Here is a 24405-nt window from a genome sequence, read left to right on the forward strand (position 1 = left end):
GGTGACCTGCCCGTGCCGGGGCTGCATCAGAACTCGACCCCTGCCTGGGCCTTCACACCCGAGCGGAAGGGGTGTTTGACCAGCTCCATCTCGGTGACCAGATCGGCGATCTCGATCAGCTCGTCGCGGGCGTTACGACCGGTCAGCACCACATGGGTCATCGGCGGCTTGTTGGCCAGCAGCCAGTCGCGCACCTCGGCCACGTCCAGATAGTCGTAGCGCAGGGCGATGTTGATCTCGTCCAGCAGGACCATGCGGCGGCTGTCGTCTAGGATCAGCTCTTTCGCCTTGGCCCATGCGGCCTGTGCCATCTCGATATCGCGCGACCGGTCCTGGGTTTCCCAGGTGAAGCCTTCGCCCATCGTGTGAAACTCGCACAGCTCGCCGAAATTCTGCTCGATCAGGTCCCGCTCGCCGGTGTTCATGCCGCCCTTGATGAACTGCACCACGGCGCAGGGCATCTTGTGGGCGATGCAGCGGAAGATCATCCCGAAGGCCGACGAGGATTTGCCCTTGCCCTTGCCCGTATGGATGATGATCAGGCCCTTTTCCTCGGTCTTGGTGGCCATGATCTTGTCGCGGGCGGCCTTCTTCTTGGCCATCTTGGTGTTGTGGCGATCGAAATCCTCGGTCATCGCGGGCTCCTTTCGGTTGGGTGGCGGGCGGCGGATTGCAGGCGGGCAAGACGCCCGCGCGCGGCGTTCGAGCGCGGCTGCCACATGCCCCTCTCGATCGCCTCGGCCAGTCGGTCGGCGATCTCGGCCAAGGCCGGGGCGTTGTGTTCGGCGATGAACGCGCGGGTGTCATCGTCTTCCAGATAGGCGTCATAGACCAGATCGAAATGATGCGAGGCGACCGCATGGGTGGTGGCGGCAAAGGCGAAAAGGTAATCCACCGTTGCCGCGATCTCGAACGCGCCCTTGTAGCCGTGGCGCTTAACCCCCTCGATCCACTTGGGGTTGGCCGCGCGGGAGCGCATGACGCGGGCGATCTCTTCGTCGAGGGTGCGGATCACGGGGCGTTCGGGGCGCGAATGGTCGTTGTGATAGACGCGCGGCGCACGGCCCGACAGGGTCTCGACGGCGGCCGCCATCCCCCCTTCGAACTGGTAATAATCGTCGCTGTCCAGCAGGTCATGTTCGCGGTTGTCCTGGTTCTGGACCACGGCTTCCACGCGTTCCAGCCGGCGTTCCAGCACCGGGCGGGCGGGCGTGCCCTCGGCCCCCTCGCCGTAAGCATAGCCGCCCCATTCAAGGTAGGCATCGGCCAGATCGCCCCGGTCGGCCCAGAGCCGTTCGTCGATCATGGCCTGAAGTCCCGCGCCGTAGGCTCCGGGCTTCGAGCCGAAGACCCGGAAGGCGGCGCGATCCTCGCCCAGCTCGGGCGCCTCGGCCCGGAAGCGGGCGGCGGCGGGGTTCTGGGCCTGAGTTTCCTCAAGCCGCATGACCGCGCGGGCGGCCGAGGCGACTAGGTCGATCTGTGCCGGGAAGGCATCGCGGAAAAACCCCGAGACGCGCAGGGTCACGTCGACGCGGGGCCGACCCAGCACGCTTTCGGGCAGGATCTCGAAGCCGGTCACGCGGCCGGAATTGGCGTCCCATGTGGGGCGGACGCCCATCAGGGCCAAGGCTTGCGCGATGTCGTCGCCGCCAGTGCGCATGTTGGCCGTGCCCCATGCGGTCAGCGCCATCGTGCGGGGCCAGTCGCCGTTGTCCTGCAAATGCCGCTCCAGCAGCAGGTTTGCGGATTTCCAGCCCAGCGTCCAGGCGGCGCGGGTCGGCAGCGCCCGGCTGTCCACCGAGAAGAAGTTGCGCCCCGTGGGCAGCACATCAAGCCGCCCCCGCGTGGGCGCCCCCGAGGGGCCGGGCGGCAGGAAACGCCCCTCAAGCACGGTCAGCAGGCCCGCCATCTCGGCCGGGCCCGAGCCTTCGACCGCCGGGCGCACCCGTGCCGCGATCTGGTCCATCACCGCCCGGCTGGCGGGACCGGGGGCGGGTTCGCTGCCCTCGACCAAAGCATGGGCCAACAGCTCCAGCCGCTCGACCGTGTCGCCGTGGCTGCGCCAGCCGTCGTCGGTGAGCCTGGCCAGAAGGTCGGGGCGCGGCCCCTCCCACGGGGCGGACATGTCGCAATCCAGCGGGTCGAAGCCCAGCCCCAGATCATCCGCCAGCGCCCGGTGAAGCGAGGCGTCGCCGCCCGCGCCCTCGCCCCGCGCCACCCGCACCAGCGCCACGATCAGATCGCGGGCCAGCCGCCCCTCGGGGGCGGTGCCGAAGATGTGCAGCCCGTCGCGGATCTGCGCCTCTTTCAGATCGCAGAGCCAGGCGTCGATCTTGGCCAGCCGCGCGTCCGAGTCGTCCTCGCGGTCGACCCCGGCGTCGCGGTCCATGCCGGTGGCCTGCATCAGCGACAGGATCTCATCGCGCAGATGGGCGATGCGGCGCGGATCGACACCGGCGGCCTGATAGTATTCGTCGACCAGCACCTCGAGATCGCGCAGCGGGCCGTAGGTTTCGGCGCGGGTCAGGGGCGGCGTCAGGTGATCGACGATCACCGCCTGCGCCCGCCGCTTGGCCTGTGTGCCTTCGCCGGGATCGTTGACGATGAAGGGATAGGCGTGGGGCATGGGGCCCAGCGCCACTTCGGGGAAACAGGTCTCGGACAGGGCGACGGCCTTTCCGGGAAGCCATTCCAGATTGCCGTGTTTGCCCATGTGAACAATTGCTTGCGCCTCAAAGGTGAAACGCAGCCAGAAATAGAACGCCAGATAATGGTGCGGCGGCACCAGATCGGGCGAGTGATAGCTGTCCTTGGGATCGACGTTGTAGCCACGCGCGGGCTGGATGCCGACGACCACGTTGCCGAAGCTAAGGACCGACAGGCGGAAGCGGCCGCAATCGACCTCTCCGGGCTCGAAGAACGGATCGGATTCGGGGGGGCCCCAACGGTCCTCGATCCGTGTGCGGACCTCCAGCGGCAGGCGGCCATAGGCGATCTGATAGTCGGCAAAGCCGAAGGTCTCGCCCCCCGTCTTCTGCTGCCGGTCGGTCAGCCAGTTGGTCGGCCCGGCCATCAGCGCGGCCATCAGCGCATCGCTGTCTGCGGGCGCATCCGTCACCCGGTAGCCTGCCTGCGCCATCGCGCCCAGCACGCCCACGGTGGCGGCGGGCGTGTCCAGCCCCACCCCGTTGGCCAGCCGCCCGTCCCGGTTGGGATAGTTGGCAAGCACCAGCGCCACCCGGCGCTTTGGCTCGGGCGTGCGGGCCAGCGTCACCCAGTTGGCGGCCAGATCGGCGACAAAGCCGATGCGGTCGTTGCGGGCGCGGTAGGCCGCGATCGAACATTGGGTGGCCTCGTCGAAATAGGCCTCTCCCTTGAAGCTGACGGCGCGGGTGATAATGCGCCCGTCAACCTCCGGCAGCGAGACGTTCATCGCGATGTCCCGCGCGCCCAGCCCTTGTTCACCGTCCTCCCACCCGTCTTCCGAGGCGGCGGACAGGATCACCTGAAACACCGGCACGCCGGGGGCATCCAGAACGGTCGCGACGTGCCCTTCCTGCCAACCGGCCGGATCGGGGGACGAGATCGCGAAGCTGGTGGCGTTCAGCACCACGTCGGGCGGGGTATCAGCGAAAATGGCTTCCAGCGTGGCCCGCGACAGCGGGTCTTTGAGTGAGGCCGCGAAGACCGGCAGCGGGTTCAGCCCCCGGCGCAGCAGCGCCTTGATCGTCTGATTGATCGGCTGAAGCCCGGCCCCCTGCAACAGCGCACGGTAGAAGGTCAGCGCCACGACGGGCGCGCCGGGGGTCCAGTCGCGCCTGAGCGTATCAAGGTCGGTCACCCCGGCGCCGGGCCAGTAATAGCCCGCCCGCAGAAGCGGGGTCGCACCGGCCGGGGCCGGGTGACTGGCGGGGTCCTTCATGTGGCGGGCATGGCGCAGCAGGTTGGCGGCGTTCTGGGGCCCGCCCTCGACGCAATAGGCCCAAAGGCTTTCCCAGTCGGCGCGGCTGACCGAGGACAGGGCGAACAGCTCTTCGTCCGGCTTGTCGTCGCCGGGAAGGGCCGCAAAGGCGACCCCGGCCTCGCGCAGCCGGGCCGAGAACTGCTCGGCCGCGTAACGCCAGTAGGCCGCGCCGCCCAGAAAACGCACGATCACCAGACCCGAACGGGTGGCGGTGTCGTCCAGGTATTTGTCCACGGTGAAGGGATGCGTGAACCACGCCAGATTGCACAGGCGCAGCTCGGGGGCCTCCGCGTCAAGCGACTGGCGGGCTTCGGACAGGGCCGCAAGCTCGGTGTCGGCGGCCGACAGGAACAGAACCTCGGCCGGGGTTTGGCCCGGATCGACCGGCTCGGACCCGTCCGAGGCCTGACCGGCGGTGGCGGCAAGCATGTGCATCAGGCGGTCCCGTCCCGTTCGCAGGCGTCGCCGGTTTGCGACAACGCCTTTTGCATGAAGACCGAGCGCGGATCGTCGTCATAATCGCCGAAGGGCGGGCATTCGACATAGCCCAGCCGCCGGTAGAGGCGCCGCGCGGCATGCAACAGATCGCCCGTCTCCAGGCACAGACGGTCCAGGCCGCGGGCGCGCGCCTCGGCCTCGACCCGGTCCAGCAGGGCCGCCCCCACGCCCCGGCCGCGGGCGGCCTCGGCGGTGAAGAGCGCCTTGACCTCGCCATAGGGGGCGTTGCACCCATCGTCACAGGGCAGAAGCGCGCAGCAGCCGATCACCTCGCCCCCCTTTGCCGGCACATCCGGAGTGCCCGCCGTGGGCGCCCCGATCTCGCGCGCCGCGAACATCAGCACCCCCTTGGCGCGCTGCTGATCCTCGTCGAGGTAATGGTTCGACTCGGGCGCGAACAGCCGGTCCATCAGCGCCACCGACGCCTGGCGCAGGGCACGAACGCCCGGGTCGTCCAGATCGGCGCGATCTATGGCGAACCCCGGTCTCACGGGCGCAGGGCGGCCTCGATCGCCGCGCGGTCCAGACCGCTCTGGCCGATCACGACAAGGCGGCTGGCGCGGGCCTCGTCGCCGGTGAAGGGGCGGTCGAAATAGCTGTCGATGCGGGGCCCGACGGCCTGAAGGACCATGCGCATCGGCTTGCCCTCGATCGCGGCGAAGCCCTTGACGCGCAGCAGGTCGTGATCGGCGATCGCCGCCGAGACCCGGTCGCGGAGGGCAGCGGCATCGGCCTGCTCGGGCAGCTCGACGACAAAACTTTCGAACTCGTCATGACCGTGATGATCGTGGTGGTGATCGTCATCGTGATGATCGTCGTCATGGTCGTCATGGTCGTCGTGATGGTGATCGTCGTCATGGTGGTGGTGGTGCACCTCGCGCCGCGCCTCGAGGTCATTCTCGGCGCCCACGCCCAGCCCCAGCAGGACCGCCGGGTCCACCTGGCCCATGCGGGCGCCCAGCACAGTCACACCGCCGCGCACGCCCGCGCGCAGGCTTGCGGCCAGGGCCTCGGCCTCGGCGGGCTCCATCAGGTCGTTCTTCGAGACGACGACCATGTCGGCGCAGGCCAGTTGATCCTCGAACAGTTCCGAAAGCGGCGTCTCGTGGTCCAGCCCGTCATCGGCGGCGCGCTGGCGGTCCACCGCGTCGGTGTCGGCGGCGAAGCGTCCGGCGGCGACCGCCGGCCCGTCGACCAAGGTCACGACCCCGTCCACGGTCACGCGGGTGCGGATGTCGGGCCAGTTGAAGGCGCGGACCAGAGGCTGCGGCAGGGCCAGCCCCGAGGTCTCGATGACGATATGGTCGGGGGCCTGATCCCGGTCGATCAGCTTTTGCATGGCCGGGATGAAATCCTCGGCCACGGTGCAGCAGATGCAGCCATTCGACAGCTCGACCACATCGTCGTCGGCACAGCCCTCGATGCCGCAGCCCTTGAGGATCTCGCCGTCGACGCCCAGATCGCCGAACTCATTGATGACCAGCGCGATGCGGCGCCCGCCCGCGTTCTCGATCAGGTGGCGGATCAGGGTCGTCTTGCCGGCGCCAAGAAAGCCCGTGATGACGGTGACTGGAATCTTCTGGGCCATTGGATGCTCCGCTTGCTGGGCCGGCCGGCCCAGCCTGCAGGGCTGGCGGGGACCGGTCGCGATGATGTCGTAGCTGGGATGGGTATGCCAGCCCGGGGGCGCACGCAACATCGCAATTCCCGCCGCCGGGGCGCGCCGCTCAGACGTCGCTGTCGGCCAACAGCCCGCCCTCGCGGTCGAAACCGATGACGCGTGGGGCCACCGGCGCGTCCCCCAGGGCCGCACGCGCCGTGTCCCGGGCCCGGGCGACGATCTCGCCGGCCAGCCGGTCGGCCCCTGCCGGGTCGGCGGCGCGGGCAATCTCGAACGCCTCCAGAACGGTGTTGGCCCGGGCAATCCGCCCGCCATCCAGGCCCAGCCCGGCGGCCCATTCACCCAGCTGCGCGAAATCCACCTGGCTGCGGGCCGAATGCAGGTCCAGCGCCCCCTGCGCCAGCTTGGTCAGCTTGCCCATCCCGCCCGCGATCGTCAGCTGCGCGACCGGGTGGCGCGCCAGGTATTTCAGCAGCCCGCCCGCGAAATCACCCATGTCCAGCATGGCGTGATCCGGCAGGCCCAGCATCTCCTGCGCCGCGCGTTCCGAGGTTGCCCCGGTGGAGCCCGCGACATGGCTGAGCCCGCCGGCCCGCGCCACGTCCACCCCCCGGTGGATCGAGGCGATCCAGGCCGCGCAGGAGAAGGGCCGCACGATCCCCGTGGTTCCCAGGATCGAAATCCCCCCCTCGATCCCCAGCCGGGGGTTCCAGGTCTGCAGCGCCAGTTCGGCGCCACCGGGCACCGAGATGGTGACATCGAAATCCGCCGCGACCGCGTGGTCGCGGGCAATCCCTTCCAGCGTCTCGGTCATCATCCGGCGCGGCACCGGGTTGATCGCAGGCTCGCCCACCGGGACGGGAAGGCCCGGGCGGGTGACGATACCCACCCCCTCGCCCGCGTGGAACCGCACCCCCTGCCCGGCCGCGCCACGGCTCACCCGGGCGCGGATCAGCGCGCCGTGGGTCACGTCGGGATCGTCGCCGGCGTCCTTGCGCACGGTGGCGGTGGCAGCACCCGGCTCGGCCAGGCGGTCGTGAAGGGGGAAGGCAGGCTCCTGCCCGCGGGGAAGACGGATGCGGACGGGATCGGGCCAGGCCCCGCCCAGCAGCGCCTCGGTCGCCGCCGCCGCCGCCGCGGTGGCGCAGGCGCCCGTGGTGAAACCGGTGCGCAGGGGTCCTGGGGGTTTGCGGGCCATGGCACCGATATAACGGCCCCTTTGCCGCCACGGGTAGCCCCAAAAGCGCGCATTGAGCATTTCACCCCCCGGCAGCGGGGGGTATAGGATGGACCGACAAGTGACAGGCCGCCCACCACGGGGACACGCGCGATGCAACAGCCCTTCGATTTCACCGGCATGGACGTGCCCGAGTTTCCCGCCGGCATGGTCTGGCTGGTGGGTGCCGGTCCGGGTGACCCGGGGCTGATGACCCTGCAAGGCCTGTCGGCCCTGCGCCGCGCCGATGCCATCGTCTACGACGCGCTGGTGGATGAACGCATTCTCGCCTGGCGCCACCCCGACGCGAACCTGGAATATGCCGGCAAGCGGGGCGGCAAACCCTCGGCCAAGCAGCGCGACATCTCTCTGCGCCTGATCGAGCTTGCCCGCGCCGGGCGCCGGGTGGTGCGGCTGAAGGGGGGCGATCCGTTCGTCTTCGGACGCGGCGGCGAGGAGGCCCAGGCGCTGGTCCGCGCGGGGGTCGCCTTTCGCGTGACACCGGGGATCAGCGCCGGCATCGGCGGGCTGGGCTATGCCGGCATTCCCGTCACCCACCGGGACGTCAACCAGGCCGTGACCTTCGTGACCGGCCACGACCAAAGCGGCGATGCCCCATCGGCCATCGACTGGCAGGCGCTGGCCAAGGGCTCTCCGGTGCTGGTGATCTACATGGCGATCAAGCACCTGCCGCAGATCTCGGGCGCAATCCTGGCGGCGGGGCGCGACGGCGCGACACCGGTGGCGGTGGTCCAGAACGCAACCCGCCCCGACATGCGCGTGCTCGAGACGACCCTGGCCGAGGTGGTCGCGGACGTGGAGCGGCACGGCATGGGCTCCCCCGCCATCATCTGCGTCGGCGAGGTGGTGCGCATGCGCCAGGTGATCGACTGGGCCGGCCAGCTTGAGGGCGAAAAGCCACGGGCGCTGGATCCGCTGGGAAGCGCCCCGCCCGCCGCCGACGCGTCATGAGCGTGCCCCGCCCGCGCGGATTGCTGCTGAGCGCGCCCGCCTCGGGCAGCGGCAAGACCGTGCTGAGTCTCGCACTTTTGCGGGCGCTCGGTCGCGACGGCACAGGGGTCCGCGCGGCCAAGAGCGGCCCGGACTACATCGATCCGGCCTTCCACGCGGCGGCCTGCGGCACTCCTTCCGTCAACCTCGACGCCTGGGCCATGCCGGTGGAAGAGCTGCGCCAGCGGGCCACGGGCCAGGGCGGCGATCTGCTGCTGGTCGAGGGGGCGATGGGGGTGCTTGATGCCGGGCGCTGCGGCGAGGGCTCGGCGGCGGATCTGGCGACGGCACTGGGCATCCCGGTGGTGCTGATCCTCGACATCGCGAAACAGGCACAATCGGCGGCGCTGGCCGCGGCCGGTCTGCGGGCGCTGGCGCCCGATCTGCCGCTCGCGGGGGTGATCCTGAACCGCGCAGGCTCGGACGGGCACGTGGCAATGGCGCGACAGGGACTCGCCAAGGCGGGCATCCCGGTGCTGGGTGCGGTCCGCCGCAACCCCGCCCTTGCCCTGCCGGAACGCCACCTGGGCCTGGTCCAAGCCGGCGAGACCCACGCGCTGGAGGCCTTCATCGAAGCCGCCGCCGACATCGTGGCCGAGGGGGTCGACCTTGCCGCCCTGCGCGACGCGGCGCTTCCGCTGACGCCACCCGCCGGCGCGGCACGATCCTTTGCCCCGCCCGGTCAGCGGGTCGCCGTCGCCCGCGACACCGCCTTTGCCTTTGCCTACCCGCATCTGCTGTCGGACTGGCAGGCCGAGGGGGCCGAGATCCTGCCCTTCTCCCCCCTGGCCGACGAGGGGCCCGATCCCCGCGCCGACGCGGTCTTCCTGCCCGGCGGCTACCCCGAGCTGCACGCCGGGCACCTGTCGGCGGCGCGCGGTTTCCGCGCCGGGATGGCCCGCGCGGCGGCGATGGGCGCGCGGGTCTACGGAGAGTGTGGCGGCTACATGGTGCTGGGCGAGACGTTGGAGGACGCGGCGGGCGTGCTGCACCCGATGCTGGGGCTGCTGCCGCTGGGCACCAGCTTTGCCCGGCGCCGTCTGACCCTGGGCTACCGCAACCTCACGCCCATGTCGTCCGATGGCGCCTGGCCCGGTCCCGGCCCCCTGAAGGGGCACGAGTTTCACTATGCCACCATCACCCACGAGGGCGAGGCCGAGCGGCTTTTCGCAGCCTCTGACGCCACCGGCGCCCCTCTGCCCGAGATGGGGATGCGGCGGGACAACGTGGCCGGATCCTTCGCCCACCTGATCGCCACCGCCGGCTAGCCCCCTGCTTCATTGTCGCGGAAATATCCCCGCCGGAGGCGTCTCCTCAGCCGCGTTTCTTGCGGGCCCCCTCGGCGCGGGGGCGCAGGACATGGGGCATCGCCGCATCATATAGGGCGCTGTCGGGGAACTCGGCGGCTTCAAACACCCGGCCGACGAAGACCAGCGCCGTGCGCGTCAGCTTGGCGGCGCGGGCCTTTTCGCGGATGTCCGACAGGGTGCCGCGCAGAAACGCCTGATCGGGCCAGCCGACGCGGTAGGCCACCACCACCGGGCAGTCGGCACCATAGTGGGGCGTCAGTTCCCGCTCCACATGCAGCAGGTTGCGGATCGACAGGTGGATCGCCAGCGTCGCCCGGGAACGGCCAAGGGTCGCCAGATCCTCGCCCTCGGGCATGCCCGAGGATTTCATCGCCGTCCGCGTCAGGATCACCGTCTGCGCCAGTTCGGGCACGGTCAGTTCCTGCCCCAGCGCGGCAGCGGCGGCGGCGAAGGCGGGCACGCCGGGGATGATCTCGAACGGGATCTCCAGCGCGCGCAGACGGCGGATCTGCTCGGCGATGGCACCGTAAAGGGACGGATCGCCCGAATGCACCCGCGCCACGTCGTGGCCCTTGGCGTGGGCGTCCGCGATCTCGTCGATGATCTGGTCAAGGTGCAGGGGGGCCGTGTCGATCACCCGCGCCCCTTCGGGCGCACCGGCGACGATGGCCTCGGGCACCAGCGACCCGGCGAACAGGCACACCGGGCACTGCCCGATCAGGCGCTGGCCCTTGACGGTGATAAGGTCCGGATCGCCCGGCCCCGCCCCGATGAAATAAACCGTCATGACAGGTCCCCGTCGATCTTGCGCGCATAGCCGCGCGGCGTGAAAATCCAGTTGCCTTCCGCCCCGGCACCGCCGTCGCCCGACCGCGCCACCCGGCTGGTCGAGGCCCCGATCAGCACGATGGTCAGCATGTCGACCTCGTCCGTATCAAGGCTGCCAAGGTCGCGCAGGCGCAGCGTCTCGTCGGGCCGGCCAAGGTTCGAGGCCAGCAGCACCGGCGTCGTCGCGGGCCGGTGCTTCAGCAGGATCTGGCGGGCCTCTTCCAGCAGGGTGCGGCGGCGGCGCGAGACGGGGTTGTAGAAGGCGATGACGAAATCACCCTCGGCCGCGGCAGTGACCCGGCGGGTGATGGCATCGCGATAGGTTAGCAGGTCCGACAGCGAGATGGCGCAGAAATCATGCCCCAGAAGCGCCCCCGCGCGGGCCGAGGCCGCCTGCAACGCCGAGATCCCCGGCGCATGGGTGATCGCGACCCGCTTGGCGGGGGCGGTCACGCCGCCCTCATCCTCGGGGCGGGCGACCAGTTCCATCACCAGCGCACCCATCGCATAGATCCCCGCATCGCCCGAGCAAATCAGCGCCACGCGCCGCCCCTCGCCCGCGCGTTCCAGCGCGTAGCGGCAGCGGGCCTCCTCCTCGCCCAGGTCGAATTCGCGGTGCTGCTTGGTGCGGGCCCAGGGCCCCAGCAGATCAAGGTAGAGGCCATAGCCCACCAGCTCGTCGGCCTCGGCGATCAGGCGCGACGCCTCGGGCGTGCGCCAATCGGCCTTGCCGGGACCAATGCCCACGACCGCCAGATGGCCGCGCGGGGTGCCGGGGGCGGCCCCCTCTGCGGCCCCGCCCTCGTCCGACCCCGGCAGGGCCAGCGCACAGGTCGCATTGGCCGACTTGACCTTTTCGACCGTCAGCCGCCCCTCGGGGCCCGCCGCCAGCAGCGCCGCCGCCTCGGCCACACCGTGGCAGCCGATCTCGTCGAAAACCACGTCCGAGGGGTTGGCAAGGCGCGGCGTCTGCGCCTCCAGCTCGGCCACAGGGTGGAAACGGGCGGGCACGTTCAGGAAACGGGCCACGGCGTGGATCGCGGCCTCGTCTGATTTCAGATCGACGGAATGGACCGCCGCGATGTCGCCGGGGGCGTAGCCATTCTCGGCAAGCGTCGCCATGACCAGCGCCTGCATCTCGTCCACCGGGCAGCCCCGCGCGGCGCCAAGCCCCAGCATCAGCCGGCGGCGGCGCCAGATCAGCGGCTCGCAGCCCTCGACCGACAGGACCACGGGCGCATCCGCATCGGCGGCGTCCGAGCCTGTCAGCCTGTCGCCCAACTGCTCGGCCAGCGGCGCCAACCAATCCGCCCTGCCCGACTGCCGGGCCGGCGCGCCGCCCAGCAGGGCCGCCATCGCGGGTTTGGCGTCCGAAGGGTTTTCCAGCATCCAGCCGGCGGGCGGCTCGTCCAGGGCCACGCCAAGGCGGGCGTCGCCGGTGGTGGTGATGGCGGCACCCGCCCCCTCGATCATCGCGGCGATCCGCCGGGCCAGCGCGTTGGCTCCCCGGTGCCCGCCCAGCAGGGGGACGACGGCGCTGCCATCCTCGGACAGGGCCAGAACCGGCGGCTCTGCCCGCTTGTCGGACAGCAGCGGCGCCAGACAGCGGATCAGGATCCCGCTCGAGGCGATGCCGACGATGGCGTGACCGGCCAGAAAGAGCGCCCGCAAATGGGTCGCCACGTCGTCGAAGTCCCGCCCGCGCAGGTCGACCCGCGCCCCCAGTTCACCCGCCAACCTTTCGGCAAGCGGCAGGGCCGAGGGCAGTATCGCCACGAGAACGGTCTCAGACATGGGCATCCTTTCCGGGGATGAGGATCATGGAAAAATAGGGCGCGGTATCGGGCGCGTCGGCCAGCGCCGAGACGGTCTGATGCGGCAGCGAAGCATGGCTGACGAAACGCGCGCGATCGGTGAGGCCCAGCGCCTCGACCACCCGGCGGGCCTTGGCGAAATGCCGCCCCAGCTTCATGATCGCGGCGGCATCGGCCTTTTGCAGACGGTCGGTCAGCGCCTCTTCGGACAGGGTCGCGGGCAGGACGGTCAGCGTCTCTTCACGGGCGCAAAGCGGGCGCTGCGCCGCCGCCGAAACCGCGCCGAGCGAGCTGACGCCGGGCACGATCCGGACGGGGAAGCGCCCCTCGAGCCGACCGAAGAGATACATGAACGAGCCGTAGAAGAACGGATCCCCCTCGCACAGGACCACCACGTCGCGCCCGGCCGAAAGCTCCTGGCCGATCCGCTCGGCGGCCTTGTCATAGACCTCTTGCGCGGGGAAGCGGGCGGCGGTCATCGGCACCACGATGGGAATTTCCAACGCGCCTTCGGGGATGAACCCGGCCACGATGGCGCGGGCGAAGCTTTCGCCGCTGTCGGGGGCCGGATAGGCGATGACTTCAGCATCCCTGATCAGACGCCATGCCTTCAGGGTCAGCAGTTCGGGGTCGCCGGGGCCGGTGCCCACGCCGTAAAGCGTGCCGGGGACCGTGCCGCCGCCATCAGCGAGCTCTGAGGGGGTCATTTCATCAGGCTCCATTGGGTGACGGGCATGGCCGGGCGCCAGCCGTGCAGGCGGCCGATGGCCTCGGCCCGCTGGACCGCGACGCGGATAAGGCTGCCGCCGTGGCGCTGGTGCAGCTGGGTCAGGATGGCCTCGGATTCCAGCGTGACCGCATTGGCGACCAGCCGACCGTGGCGCGGCAGGGCGGCCAGTGCGATCTCGGCGGTGGCGACGCTGAGCCCGCCGCCGATGAAGACCGCGTCGGGGGTGGGCAGCCCTGCCAGCCCCTCGGGGGCCGAGACGTCCGACAGGCGCAGCCGGGGGGTGCCGAGGATCTGCGCGTTGCTGGCGGCCATTGCACGGCGGTCGGCGTCGGGCTCCAGCCCGGTGGCTTCCATGTCCCGATCAGCCCGCAGCCATTCGATCGCGACCGAGCCGCAGCCACAGCCGATGTCCCACAGCCGCTGGCCGCGCCGGGGGGCCAGCGCCGCCAGCGTCAGCACCCGCAGCTCGCGCTTGGTCATCTTGCCGTCGTGGTGGAAGGCGTCGTCGGGCAGGCCCCAGCGGGGCAACGGGCGGGCGTCTTCCTGGGCCACCACCTCGATGGCCAGAACGTGGAAATCGGGGCTGTCGCCGGACCAGTCGCGGGCCAGCCCGTCGCGGCGGGACTCGTCCGGGCCGCCCAGCGCGCCCAGCACCGTCATGCGGCTGTCGCCATAGCCGTTGTCGCGCAGGTGCGCGGCGATGGTGGCCGGGGTCGAGCCATCCTGGGTCAGCAGCAAAAGCCGTGCACCGGGAAAGAAATGGGGGATCGCCTGTTGCGAGGGCCGGCCGTGGACGGTGATCGCATCCAGATCGGCCAGGCTCCAGCGCATGCGGGCGGCGGCCCATTGGAACGCCGAGAGGCAGGGGTGATAGACCAGCTCGTCGGCATCAAAGGCCTTGGCAAAGAACGCCCCGGCCGAGAACCACAGCGGGTCGCCCGTGACCAGCACGCAGGTCAGGGTGCCGCGCAGGGCGCCGATTTCGTCCACCATCGCGCGGAAGGGGCTGGGCCAGTGCATGCGACGGGCGGTCAGATGGGGGGCCAGCCCGTGGTGCCGGTCGCCGCCCACCACCACCTCGGCGGCTTCCAGAATGGCCTGGGTGGCGGGGGCAAGCCCGTCCCAGCCGTCTTCGCCGATGCCGATCACATGCAGCCAGGGCGTCATGTTCCGTCCCCCCTCAGATCAAGGCTGATGGCATTGAAGGCGCCTGCCGCCATCGCCGAGCCGCCCCGCCGCCCCAGCAGCGTCGCGTAGGGCAGGTTCAGCGCCGGGGCCATGTCGTGCAACGCCTGCTTGGATTCCGCCGCCCCCACGAAACCCACCGGAAAGGCCAGCAGGACGGCGGGCCGGGGCCAGCCCTGTTGCAGGCCCTCGAGCAGGTGGAACAGAGCCGTGGGCGCGTTGCCGATCACCACCACGGCACCTTCCAGCCGGTCGCGCCACAGCTCCACCGCCGCGGCCGAGCGTGTGGTGCCCAGATCCCGCGCCAGCGCAGGCGTGCGCCCATCGTTCAGGGTGACAAGCGTTTCGCAATCCGGCGGCAGGGCGCGCCCGATGATGCCGCGGGCCACCATCTCGGCGTCGCAAAGGATCGGCGCACCCGCAGCCAGCGCGGCGCGGCCCGCATCAAGGCAATCGTCGCTGGCGCGCAGATCGCTGGCCACATCGACCATGCCACAGGCGTGGATCAGGCGGATCGCCAGCGGGTGCAGGGCGTCGGGCAGATGCGAAAGATCGGCCTCGTCGCGGATGATGCGGAAGCTTTCGGCGTAGATCCGGTCGGGGCGGCGTTCATAGTCCACCTTGCGTCAGTCCCGCGGTTTGAGATGGCGGCGCACGCTTTCCGGCCCCAGCGGGTGATCCGCATGCGGGTACTCGGGGTGGGCGTGATCATGCCCGTGGTGATGGTCGTGGTGGTGGCCATGATGATGGTCGTGATGGTGATGGTGGTCATGGCCGTGGTCATGCCCGTGACCATGCCCGTGATCCATGTCCAGCCGGCACGCGCCCGTGCAGAAATCATCGCAAAGCGCGCAATCGGCCACGTTCGAGCCGGGGGCCGTGGCGCCCTGCCCCTCGACATGGTGATGGTGGCTTTCCTGGGGGCTGCCCACCTCGGCCTCGAACCCCAGCACCTGCGTGCGATATTTGCACAGGCCGCAGTTCATGGCCGTGTCGCCGGTCAGGATCTCGGTCACGCGCTCGGCGAAGGTCGCCAGCACCTGCGGATGATCGTTGAGATACCCCGCCTTGACGAATTCGGTGCCAGGGTTGGCGGCAGCCACCATGTCAGTGAAGCCGTAAATCCGGTCGATCAGGATGCCGGTGAACAGGAAGTAGGGAAAGACGATGACCCGCTTGTAGCCCAGCTTGACGACGGCCTCGAGGCAGGGCTCCACCAGCGGGAAGGTGACGCCGGAATAGCCGACCTCGCACCAGCCAAAGCCCATCCCCTCCCACAGCATGCGGGCGACCTTGGAGACATTGGCATTGGCGTCGGGGTCCGAGGCCCCGCGCCCGATCACCACCAGGCAGGTTTCGTGCCGCGATACGGGGCCGTTTTCGGCGTCAGCGCTGGCGATGGCCTGCTCGATCCGTTCGCTGGCGGCACGGATCATGCGCGGATCCACCCCCAGTTCGCGCCCGTAGTCGACGCGGATGCCGTGGGTGCGGGCGTATTCGTTCAGCACCGAGGGGATGTCGTTCTTGGCGTGCATGGCAGCAAACAGCATCCCCGGCACCGCCAGAATCCGGTCGCAGCCCTTTTCGCGCAGATTGTCCAGGCCGGCGCGGATCACCGGGTTGGCGAATTCCAAATAGCCGTAGTCCACCTCCCATTCGGGCGGCAGAAGCGCGGGCAGACGCTGGGCCAGAACCGAGAACTCGCGCACGGCATCCTCGCTGCGCGAGCCGTGGCCGCACAGCATGACGCCGATCTTCTCGCCCCCGGCGGTAGCGCCGCCGCCATTGCTTTCGGAAATTGCCTTGCCGCTCATCCGCGTCGTCCCCTTGCAAGCCAGGCGCAGCGGATCGGAGGGGTCGCACCCCCGTTCCGACGATGACGCGCAAGCCCCCTGGATGGGTCGGCCCCGCCGTCTTCCGTTCCGCCTGATCGGCCTCGTCCCCGCCCGGTTAGCAGCCCGGCAAGGACTGCGCAACCGCCGCCCGCGGCGTTCCGGCGGCCCAATGCGTCATCACCCGGCGGCCCGCAAAGGGCGCGCTTGGCGGTTTCCCCCGTCCTTCCGCCGGGTTAAGACTGCCGCGACAGGCCGCCGCAGCCGGCGGCGGGGAACGGCCGGGGATGGCGTGTTGATGCGGCGGATAGAAGACGCCCGAAAGGGCCGGGGCAGGCGATGAACGAAATAGTGCAAGGGCTGCTCGAGGCGGGGCGGATGATCGTCACCCTCGACCGCGACCTGATCGAGATCACCCTGCGCAGCCTGCAGGTGACGCTGACGGCGGTGGTCATCGCCTCGGCCATCGGCTTGCCGATGGGGGCATGGCTGGCAATCAACCGCTTCCGTTTCCGCCGCGAGACGATCGCGCTGCTGAACGCGCTGATGGGGCTGCCGCCGGTGGTGGTGGGCCTGATCGTCTACCTGATGCTCAGCCGCTCGGGCCCGTTCGGGGTGTTCGGCCTTCTCTTCACGCCCACGGCGATGGTGATCGCGCAGGTCATCATCGTGACGCCGCTGGTGGCCTCGATCGCGCATCAGGCGATCCGCGATCTCTGGGCCGAGTATCACGACCTTCTCATCTCGCTCAACACGACCCGGGGACAGCGGATCCTGGCGCTGATCTGGGACGGGCGGCGGGCGCTTCTGACGGCCTCGCTTGCCGGGTTCGGCCGCGCCATCGGCGAGGTGGGGGCTATCATGATCGTCGGCGGCAACATCGACCACGCGACGCGGGTCCTGACCACCGCCATCGCGCTGGAGACGGGCAAGGGCAACTTCGCCCTGGCGCTTGGCCTGGGCTTTGTCCTGATCGGGCTGGCAATCGCGCTGAACATCGCCATCCACGCCCTGTCGCGCACCGAGAGGGACAGCCAATGGTAAGCTCGATCCTGCCGCTCGAGGTCGCGGGCGCCTGCGTGCGAAAGCGCGGGGCGCACCTAGTGGGGCCGGTGGACCTGACGCTCACCGGCAAGGGGATCTCGATCCTGATGGGGCCGAACGGGTCGGGCAAGACCACGCTCTTGCGGCTTTTGCACGGGCTGGAGCGGCCGGCCACCGGCAGCCTGCGCTGGTCCGCCCCCGCCACCGAGGCGCGGCAGCGGCAGGCCTACGTCTTCCAGACCCCGATCATGATGCGCCGCTCGGTGCTGGATTCCATCGCCTACCCGATGACCCTGCACGGCGAAAGGCGCGCCCGCGCCCGCGAGATGGCCCGCGACTGGGCAGAGCGGGTGGGCATCGGCCACGCGATCGACCGGCATGCGACCGTGCTGTCGGGCGGCGAGAAGCAGAAGCTGGCCCTGGCCCGCGCCCTCATCCGGCAGCCCGACGTGCTGTTTCTGGACGAGCCCTGTGCGAACCTGGACGGCCGCGCCACCCGCGAGATCGAGGCGATCCTGACCCGCGCCCGCGACGAAGGGGTGCGCATCGTCATGGCGACCCACGATATGGGCCAGGCGCGGCGTCTCGCCGACGAGGTCCTGTTCCTCCTCAAGGGCCGGTTGCACAGCTCCGGGCCGGCCGATACGTTCTTCTCGCACCCGCGAACACCAGAGGCGAAAGCCTTTCTGAACGGAGACATCCTCGAATGATCACTTCGCGAATTTCTGCCACTGTTTCAGCCATTTGCGTCAGTGCTGCGCTTGCAGCACCGGCAATGGCCGAAGAGATGAAAATGGCGGTCACGACATCGTTCCACAACTCGGGGCTGAGTGAGGTCCTGCTGCCTGCAATCAAGACGGATCTCGATATCGACCTGCAACTTCTGGTCGTCGGCACCGGCCAAGCGCTGAAGCTGGGCGAATCCGGGGATGTGGACGCCATCCTCGTCCATTCCCGCTCTGCCGAGGAGGCCTTTGTCGATGCCGGCCACGGCACCGAACGCACCGAGATCATGTACAACGACTTCGTCCTGATCGGGCCCGAGCAGGACCCCGTCGGCGTCGCCCTGTCCAAGGACGCCGCCGAGGCGATGTCGCGCATGGCCCTTGGGGAGCACAGCTTCGTCAGCCGCGGCGACGACAGCGGCACCCACAAGAAGGAACTGGCGCTCTGGGCCAGCGCCGAGGAGAACCCCGAAAAGTTCGGGTCCTGGTACCGCGCCGTGGGCGCGGGCATGGGATCGGCGCTGAACACGGCCGCCGGCATGGACGCCTACATCATGTCCGACCGGGCGAGCTGGCTGAACTTTGGCAACAAGGGCGATCTGAAACTGCTGTTCTCGGGCGATCCGGTGCTGTTCAACCAATACGCCTACATCCCCGTGAACCCGCAGAAGCACCCCCACGTGAAGGCCGAGCTTGCGACCCGTCTGAAGGACTGGCTTGTCAGTGATCGCGCGCGGGAGCTGATCGACGGCTACAAGCTGAACGGCGAGCAGCTTTTCACCTTCAACGCGGTCGACCCCAACGCCGAACCCGCCCCCGAGCAGGGCGAGGCGGCCGAGGAAGAGGTCGAGGCCCAGGACCCCGACACCACCGAGGTTTCGCCCGAGCAGACCCAGCCGCTGGAGCCCGAGACCGAGGTCGAGGCGTCCAAGCCCGCAAAGTAAGCACGCGGCGCGCCCGAATGGGCGCAGCACCGCAAACGACGAAGGGGCGCCGCGGCGCCCCTTTTTTTGTCCGGTTGAAATCCACCCTGCCCCGCTGCATCGGCCCGGGGCCGGGCGTCAGTCCTGCTTGTCTGTCCCGGGGGCGTGGCTGTGGCCGTGGTCATGCCCGTGATCGTGCCCATGGTCGTGCCCATGCCCATGATCGTGCCCATGATCATGACCGTGCGCATGGTCGTGACCGTCTTCTTCCAACTCGCCGTGGATGGCGAATTGTTCAAGATCGGCCTCCTGTGCCTCGATGGCCCGGAAGGCCTCGCGCACGCCGGCGTCGGTCAACTCCCGCGAAACGCAAAGCAGGGTGTTCGGGTCCTGATCCTCGCAAAGCTCGACCATCAGGGCCATCTCGTCCCGTGCCACGCCATAGGCGGCCTCGATCCCCGGGGCGCCGTAGACGTCGACGAAATGCTGCGCCAGGTTGTGGGTCAGCGCCTCGTATTCGGGCTTTTCGATCGTGGTGACGGCGACGAAGGTCACCCGGCCGAAGGTCTCGATGCCCAGCCAGCCGTTGGAGAACGCCTGCTTGGCCTTGCCGCTCAGGTCGGCCTGGGACCAGTTGGAGAATTCGAACCCTCCCGAGATGCACCACTCCCCGGTGCGGGCGGGGCTGTGAAAGACCAGGGAATCGCTTTCGTCGAAATGGATGGCACGGGCCAGTTTCATCGGCAGGGGGTTCCTTCAAGAAGATCGGTGAGCGGCAGCAGCCGCGTGGTCTGTGCGGTGGCGTCGCCGGCGTCGGCGTCGGCTTCTGCATCGGCCCCGGTATCGGATTGGGGGCGCAGAAGCATCCCGAAATCCTCGTCCACGCCGATGAAGGTGCCTTGGACCCGCTCGCCGCCCGGCAGGGTGAAGTCCACCGCCTCGCCCAGCTTCACGACAAGGCCTTCCCACTCGGCGTGCAGGGGTTTCACGCCCTCGTCGTCCCAGCGGTTGATCCACAGCAGGCTGTGGCGCGCCCAGGCTTCCAGCAGAAGGGGCGGCAGCACCTCGGAACAGCCCTCATCGTAAAGCGAGGTCTGGTCGGGCGTCAGGCCCGGCGTCTCGGGGTCCTGGGGGATCAGCTGTAAAGTGAAACCCACGACCAGCCAGCCCGGCGGCTCCGTTGCGTCCCCCTCCGAGGCGGCGACGCGGAAGCGGCCGCATCGGGCGCCGTTGACCAGGATATCCCCATCCCAGGAAAGCAGCACGGCGACCTCGGGCGGGGCCAGCACGCCCAGAGCGTTCTGAAGGCCGATGCCCAGGGTCGGCAGCATCACCATCGCCTTGCCCAGCGGCACCTCGGGCGCCAGCACCAGCGCCGCCGACAGGGTGTCGGCGGTGATGGCGTGGGTGATCAGCCCCGCGTCGCAGCCTTCCTGCGCGCGGGCGCAGGCCAGGGCGAAAGGATCCTCGCCCCGGGCGGCTTCCAGCCCCTCCATCAGGGGCGGGAAGGACGGGGCGATCTGGTCTTCGTCCGCCGTCATCCGTTCCCCTCTTCGATCATCCGGCGGGCGACGGCGCGGAAGGCCTCGGCTTGGGGCGAGTTGGGCTTTGACACCACGATCGGGGCGCCCCCGTCGGCCGCCATGCGGATATCGAGGTGCAGCGGGATCTCGGCCAGCAGCGGCACGCCGATCTTCTCGGCCTCGGCCGCGACACCGCCATGGCCGAACAGATGCTCCTCGTGGCCGCAGTTCGAGCAGATGTGCGTCGACATGTTCTCGATCATGCCGATGACTTTCACGTTCATCTTCTTGAACATGTCCAGACCTTTGCGGGCATCCAGCAGGGCCACGTCCTGGGGTGTCGAGACGACGATCGCGCCAGTGATCTCGGCCTTCTGGCTGAGGGTCATCTGCACGTCGCCGGTGCCGGGCGGCAGATCCACGATCAGCACGTCAAGCGCGCCCCACTGGACCTGGTTCATCATCTGCTGCAGGGCGCCCATCAGCATCGGTCCACGCCAGACGACGGCCTCGTCCTCGCGGGTCATAAGGCCGATGGACATCATGGTGACGCCGTGGTTGCGCAGGGGCAGGATGGTCTTGCCGTCTGGGCTGGCAGGCCGGCCCGAAACGCCCAGCATCCGGGGCTGTGAAGGGCCGTAGACATCGGCGTCGAGCAGGCCCACACGGCGGCCTTCGGCGGCCAGGGCCACGGCCAGGTTGGCGGCGACGGTGGACTTGCCTACCCCGCCCTTGCCCGATGCGACGGCGATGATCCGGTCGACCCCGGCGATCTTCTGGGGGCCCTTGGGCGCGGCGGGCTTGCCCCCGCCCTTGAGGTCGGGCGGCGGCGCGGCGGCGGCATGGGCCGTCATCACCGCCGAGACGTTGCTGACACCGGCCAGGCCGCGGACCGTCTCCTCGGCCTCGGCGCGCACGGGCTCCATCATCTTGGCGCGGGCGGGGTCGATCTCGAGCACGAAGCGCACGGTCCCCTCCTCGACGTTGAGCGCACGGATCAGGCCCGCGCTCACCACGTCCTTGCCGGTGTTGGGATCGGTCACGCCCTTCAGCGCTTCGAGGACGTCATCGCGGCTGAGGCTCATTCGGTGCGCCCCGCGATCTCGCCTTCGACCACGTGGACAAGGTCCAGGTCATCGACCGTCAGCACGACCTTGGCCGAGAAGCTGCGGCCCTTGGTGGTGTCGAGGCCCGCGTCGCGCATGGCCTCCTCGATGGCCTGCTGCGAAGTCACGCCGACCTGCTTGAGGAACTTGCGCATCGTCATGTTGAATTCGTCGCTCATGCTGCACCTTTCGTTTTGGATTGACGGCCGAAACCCTCGGCCCCTAGGCTGACGGCAGGGCACTCAGGGGAGGCCGACTGCCGATGCGATCCGGTTGGAAGCTTGTGTTGACCTTCACGGTCCTTTTGTCCAGCGCTCTTGCCGCCGGCGCACAGGATCGCCAGGTCGTTGTCGCGGCCGATCCGGCCCTTGAAAGCAGCGGGTTGATGGCCCACCTGGCCCCCCGCTTCCTGCTCAAGACCCGCATAAGGGTGTTGAGCGTTCCGTTCGAGAATGCCGCCGGCGCCGGCGGCGCGGACGTCCTGCTTGCCCCTGTCGAGGCCCTGCCCGATGCCGCCCCCGCCCTGCGCGACGAGGCGCGGACCTACGCGGTGCGATCGACCCACGAGAATGCCGACGCGGCCGCGGCCACCTATGCCGCGCGCTTCGTCGACTGGCTGACCTCCGAGATCGGCGGCAACACCGTCGCGGCCTTCGCGCCTGGTGGCACGCAGATCTATTTCCCGGCCACTGGCCCCGCCGCCGATGCAAGCGGGCCCGCGCCCACGGGTGACGCGGTCCTGGGCGAGAAACTGTCGCTGACCTTCTGCGGGCGCTGCCATGTGGTCGGGCCGCAGAACCGGATGAAGGGCCTGGGATCGACCCCGTCCTTCGGCGTGATGCGCACCTTTGCCGACTGGGAAGTGCGGTTCAGCACGTTCTACCTGCTCAACCCGCACCCGTCCTTCACCCAGATCGCCGACGTGACCGAGCCCTTCGACGAGGGCCGGCCGCCACCGATCATCCCCCTCGAGATGACGATGGAGCATCTCGAGGCGATCATGGCCTATGTGACCGGCATCGATCCGGCCGATCTGGGCGCCCCCATCCGGCATCAGTGATCCTTGCGATCCGAGTAATAGTCGTCGGTTGTGCGCGGGCGCGGCCGCTCGGCGCCTGCGAAGGGGTTGTTTTGCGAATGATACTGGGCGTTCACCCGGCAATCATCGCACATCTGGATCATCTTGGCGGCCTCGCTGGTGGCGAACATCGAATGCTTGCCGGCCAACTTCTCGGTGATCCGCTCGATGGTGGAGCGCACGCCGAAGGTCTTGCCGCAGGAGATGCAGTCGAAGGGCTCCTCCTCGTGCAGGACCTGCTGACGATAGACCTCGTCGGAGAGGTTGAAGCGCGGCTCCAGCGTGATCGCATCCTCGGGGCAGATCGCGGCGCAGAGGCCGCATTGCAGGCAGGCATCCTCCTGGAAGCGAAGCTGTGGCGTGTCGGGGTTGTCGCCCAATGCCCCGGCGGGGCACAGGCCCGCGCAGGAGAGGCAGAGCGTACAGGCCTCGGTATCGACCAGGACCGCGCCGTAGGGCGCGCCCTCGGGCAGCGAGAACACCGCCTCGGAGCCGGGGTGAAGCGCCTTGGCCGCAAGCCGCGTCACCTGGCGGCGGCTGCCGAGCGACAGCGCGGCCTCCCCGACGCCCACCAGCGGGGACATCCCCTCGGCGGGGGCCAGGGCCTCGGTCAGCATCGTCGGGTCCGAAATGTCCAAGAGCCGGACGCGGACGGCGCTTTCCTCTTCGCCCCCTGCCCCGGCCAGCGCGTTGGCCAGCGCGGCCTCGCGTTCCAGCGCGTCGCGCTCGCTGTTGGGCGAAAGCAGCAGGTCGATGCCCGTAAAGCCGGCGGCCAGCGCCACCATCGCCTCGGCATGTCCGAAGCCCGAGATCGTCTCGAGGCCCAGGGGGATCACGTCGGCGGGCAGACCTTCGGCGAAGCGCGCGTTCAGGGCGATCATTTCGGCGCCGAACTCGGCGTCGTGGACCAGCAGGCGCGGTGCCTGCCCCCCGGCGCGGGCATAGGCGGCGGCCAGGGTCTCGATCCGGCGGAACAGGAAGGATACGGGCGGCGCGTCATAGGTGATCGCCCCCGAGGGGCAAAGCGCCGAGCAGGCGCCACAGCCGGCACAGACCATCGGGTCGATGGCGACATGGTCCCCGGCGGGCGAGATCGCCCCGGTCGGACAGATGTCGAGACAGTTGTGACAGCCCACGCGACCCGCGCGCGAATGGGCGCAGAGCGACTCTTCCAGCCGCACGTAAAGGGGCTTTTCGAATGTGCCGACCATCTGCGCGGCCTCGAAGACGGCACCCTCGACCGCGCCGCGATCGCCCGGGTCGACCCGCAGGTAGCCGTCGCGCTTGGCGGGCGCAGGAAAGAGCGAGGTGGCACCGCTGAGGTCCAGGATCAGATCACAGCGGGTTTCGGCCCCGTCCATGGGCGGGGTCAGGGTGAAGGCCCCGCGTCCGCCGGGCTCCAGCTGTTGCAGCGCGTCGATGGCCAGGGTGAAGTTGCCCAGCGTGCCCTGGGCCTTGCGCAACCGCCCGGCCACGATCTCGAAGCGCCGGTCGATGGGCAGATCCGCCGCCATGTCCGTGGCGTGGGTGGTCTGCCCGGTCAGCAGGACCGTTACCGCCAGCGTCTCGCACAGGCGTTCGGCGGCCGGCAGCGCCACTTCGGGCGCGCCCAGGATCAGGCAGATCCCCTCGGACTGGACGTCGAGGGCGCGAGCATCGGGCGGGGTGAGACGGGCCTCGGCGACGAGGGCCGCCTGTTTCGGGCCGGCCTCCTCGGCGTGGCTGGACCAGCCGGCGCGGTCGCGGATGTCGACGAACTGCGGCAGTTCGGCCCCGATCTCGGCGGCAAGCTCCTCGAAGCGGGCGCGCTCCTGCTGGCAGGCGATGGTGACCTCGCCATCCAGCATCGCCTGTGCCGCCAGGTCGGCCTGGCGGGTGCAAAGGGCGGTATGGACGCGCGAACAGGCGATCTCTGCCCCTGCCTCGATCTTGGCCGGGTCCACCTTCTGACTTCCCAGGCAGTCGCACAGAATTAGCGTATTGGTCACATCGATCCC

20 protein-coding genes and 2 pseudogenes are annotated in these 24405 nt (G+C 69.6%); 6 read left to right on the forward strand and 16 right to left on the reverse strand.

The genetic code is table 11. The features are described from left to right. Nucleotides 1–26: 26 nt before the first annotated feature. The 5 genes from cobO to CLV77_RS10955 all read right to left on the reverse strand — a co-directional run bounded on the left by cobO (nt 27) and on the right by CLV77_RS10955 (nt 7281). Nucleotides 27–635 carry a cob(I)yrinic acid a,c-diamide adenosyltransferase gene (gene cobO / locus CLV77_RS10935; protein ID WP_076980533.1) on the reverse strand — a complete coding sequence of 203 codons (609 nt, stop codon included), beginning with the start codon at nt 633–635 and terminating at the stop codon, nt 27–29. Then, complete coding sequence (gene cobN, locus CLV77_RS10940; RefSeq protein ID WP_076980532.1) at nt 632–4399, reverse strand: cobaltochelatase subunit CobN; 3768 nt, start codon at nt 4397–4399, stop codon at nt 632–634. Before cobN ends, cobO begins: the two co-directional genes overlap by 4 nt. Continuing rightward, nucleotides 4399–4953, reverse strand: coding sequence for a GNAT family N-acetyltransferase (locus tag CLV77_RS10945; protein ID WP_233128112.1), 555 nt, complete (start codon nt 4951–4953; stop codon nt 4399–4401). The genes cobN and CLV77_RS10945 overlap by 1 nt, the downstream gene beginning before the upstream one ends. Then, entirely contained in the window at nt 4950–6050 is a 1101-nt protein-coding gene (gene cobW, locus CLV77_RS10950) for a cobalamin biosynthesis protein CobW (protein WP_076980531.1), read from the reverse strand. The genes CLV77_RS10945 and cobW overlap by 4 nt, the downstream gene beginning before the upstream one ends. A gap of 139 nt (nt 6051–6189) precedes the next feature. Next, complete coding sequence (locus tag CLV77_RS10955) at nt 6190–7281, reverse strand: cobalt-precorrin-5B (C(1))-methyltransferase (RefSeq protein WP_076980530.1); 1092 nt, start codon at nt 7279–7281, stop codon at nt 6190–6192. Nucleotides 7282–7413: 132 nt separating this feature from the next. On the opposite strand from CLV77_RS10955, the gene cobA reads away from it, so the two are divergent. Beyond that, nucleotides 7414–8271 (forward strand): uroporphyrinogen-III C-methyltransferase, encoded by an 858-nt coding sequence (cobA, locus tag CLV77_RS10960; protein ID WP_076980529.1) that lies wholly within the window; start codon nt 7414–7416, stop codon nt 8269–8271. Further along, on the forward strand, nt 8268–9578 hold the full coding sequence (locus CLV77_RS10965) for a cobyrinic acid a,c-diamide synthase CobB (protein ID WP_076980528.1): 1311 nt from the start codon (nt 8268–8270) through the stop codon (nt 9576–9578). Before cobA ends, CLV77_RS10965 begins: the two co-directional genes overlap by 4 nt. Before the next feature lie 46 nt (nt 9579–9624). Here the strand turns inward: CLV77_RS10965 and cobM are convergent, their stop codons facing one another. The 6 genes from cobM to CLV77_RS10995 are packed head-to-tail and all read right to left on the reverse strand — an operon-like array spanning nt 9625 to nt 15991. Next, entirely contained in the window at nt 9625–10407 is a 783-nt protein-coding gene (cobM, locus tag CLV77_RS10970; RefSeq protein ID WP_076980527.1) for a precorrin-4 C(11)-methyltransferase, read from the reverse strand. After that, entirely contained in the window at nt 10404–12242 is a 1839-nt protein-coding gene (cobJ, locus tag CLV77_RS10975; RefSeq protein WP_236860993.1) for a precorrin-3B C(17)-methyltransferase, read from the reverse strand. The genes cobM and cobJ overlap by 4 nt, the downstream gene beginning before the upstream one ends. After that, nucleotides 12235–12969: a precorrin-2 C(20)-methyltransferase gene (gene cobI, locus CLV77_RS10980; RefSeq protein WP_076980526.1), complete on the reverse strand. Its 735-nt coding sequence runs from the start codon at nt 12967–12969 to the stop codon at nt 12235–12237. The genes cobJ and cobI overlap by 8 nt, the downstream gene beginning before the upstream one ends. After that, nucleotides 12966–14159: a precorrin-6y C5,15-methyltransferase (decarboxylating) subunit CbiE gene (cbiE, locus tag CLV77_RS10985; RefSeq protein WP_076980525.1), complete on the reverse strand. Its 1194-nt coding sequence runs from the start codon at nt 14157–14159 to the stop codon at nt 12966–12968. The genes cobI and cbiE overlap by 4 nt, the downstream gene beginning before the upstream one ends. Then, entirely contained in the window at nt 14156–14797 is a 642-nt protein-coding gene (locus tag CLV77_RS10990; protein WP_076980524.1) for a precorrin-8X methylmutase, read from the reverse strand. The genes cbiE and CLV77_RS10990 overlap by 4 nt, the downstream gene beginning before the upstream one ends. Before the next feature lie 6 nt (nt 14798–14803). Then, the gene (locus tag CLV77_RS10995) at nt 14804–15991 is read right to left on the reverse strand and encodes a sirohydrochlorin chelatase (RefSeq protein WP_076980523.1); all 1188 of its coding nucleotides are present in this window, start codon (nt 15989–15991) and stop codon (nt 14804–14806) included. Nucleotides 15992–16348: 357 nt separating this feature from the next. Between CLV77_RS10995 and CLV77_RS11000 the strand changes: the two genes are divergently transcribed. The 3 genes and pseudogenes from CLV77_RS11000 to CLV77_RS11010 form a co-directional block, all read left to right on the forward strand. Further along, entirely contained in the window at nt 16349–17053 is a 705-nt protein-coding gene (locus CLV77_RS11000) for an ABC transporter permease (RefSeq protein ID WP_076980522.1), read from the forward strand. Beyond that, nucleotides 17047–17763, forward strand: coding sequence for an ABC transporter ATP-binding protein (locus CLV77_RS11005; protein ID WP_076980521.1), 717 nt, complete (start codon nt 17047–17049; stop codon nt 17761–17763). The genes CLV77_RS11000 and CLV77_RS11005 overlap by 7 nt, the downstream gene beginning before the upstream one ends. Before the next feature lie 65 nt (nt 17764–17828). Continuing rightward, a pseudogene (locus tag CLV77_RS11010) lies at nt 17829–18569 on the forward strand (ABC transporter substrate-binding protein); the annotation flags it as partial. Nucleotides 18570–18950: 381 nt separating this feature from the next. Here the strand turns inward: CLV77_RS11010 and CLV77_RS11015 are convergent. The 4 genes and pseudogenes from CLV77_RS11015 to CLV77_RS11030 form a co-directional block, all read right to left on the reverse strand. Continuing rightward, nucleotides 18951–19442, reverse strand: a pseudogene (locus tag CLV77_RS11015) (DUF6505 family protein); the annotation flags it as partial. Continuing rightward, a complete protein-coding gene (locus CLV77_RS11020; RefSeq protein WP_076980520.1) occupies nt 19439–20242 on the reverse strand; it encodes a biotin/lipoate--protein ligase family protein in 804 nt (267 codons plus the stop codon). The pseudogene CLV77_RS11015 and the gene CLV77_RS11020, both read right to left, overlap by 4 nt. Beyond that, nucleotides 20239–21309 carry an iron-sulfur cluster carrier protein ApbC gene (apbC, locus tag CLV77_RS11025; RefSeq protein ID WP_076980519.1) on the reverse strand — a complete coding sequence of 357 codons (1071 nt, stop codon included), beginning with the start codon at nt 21307–21309 and terminating at the stop codon, nt 20239–20241. Before apbC ends, CLV77_RS11020 begins: the two co-directional genes overlap by 4 nt. Beyond that, complete coding sequence (locus CLV77_RS11030; RefSeq protein ID WP_076980518.1) at nt 21306–21509, reverse strand: DUF6494 family protein; 204 nt, start codon at nt 21507–21509, stop codon at nt 21306–21308. Before CLV77_RS11030 ends, apbC begins: the two co-directional genes overlap by 4 nt. A gap of 107 nt (nt 21510–21616) precedes the next feature. On the opposite strand from CLV77_RS11030, the gene CLV77_RS11035 reads away from it, so the two are divergent. Next, nucleotides 21617–22390: a hypothetical protein gene (locus CLV77_RS11035; protein WP_083707935.1), complete on the forward strand. Its 774-nt coding sequence runs from the start codon at nt 21617–21619 to the stop codon at nt 22388–22390. On the opposite strand, the gene CLV77_RS11040 is transcribed toward CLV77_RS11035, so the two are convergent. Beyond that, nucleotides 22384–24396 (reverse strand): 4Fe-4S binding protein, encoded by a 2013-nt coding sequence (locus CLV77_RS11040; RefSeq protein ID WP_076981170.1) that lies wholly within the window; start codon nt 24394–24396, stop codon nt 22384–22386. The two genes, CLV77_RS11035 and CLV77_RS11040, sit on opposite strands and share 7 nt — an antisense overlap. Nucleotides 24397–24405: the final 9 nt, after the last annotated feature.

Source organism: Brevirhabdus pacifica (assembly GCF_002797755.1).
Lineage (GTDB): Bacteria > Pseudomonadota > Alphaproteobacteria > Rhodobacterales > Rhodobacteraceae > Brevirhabdus > Brevirhabdus pacifica.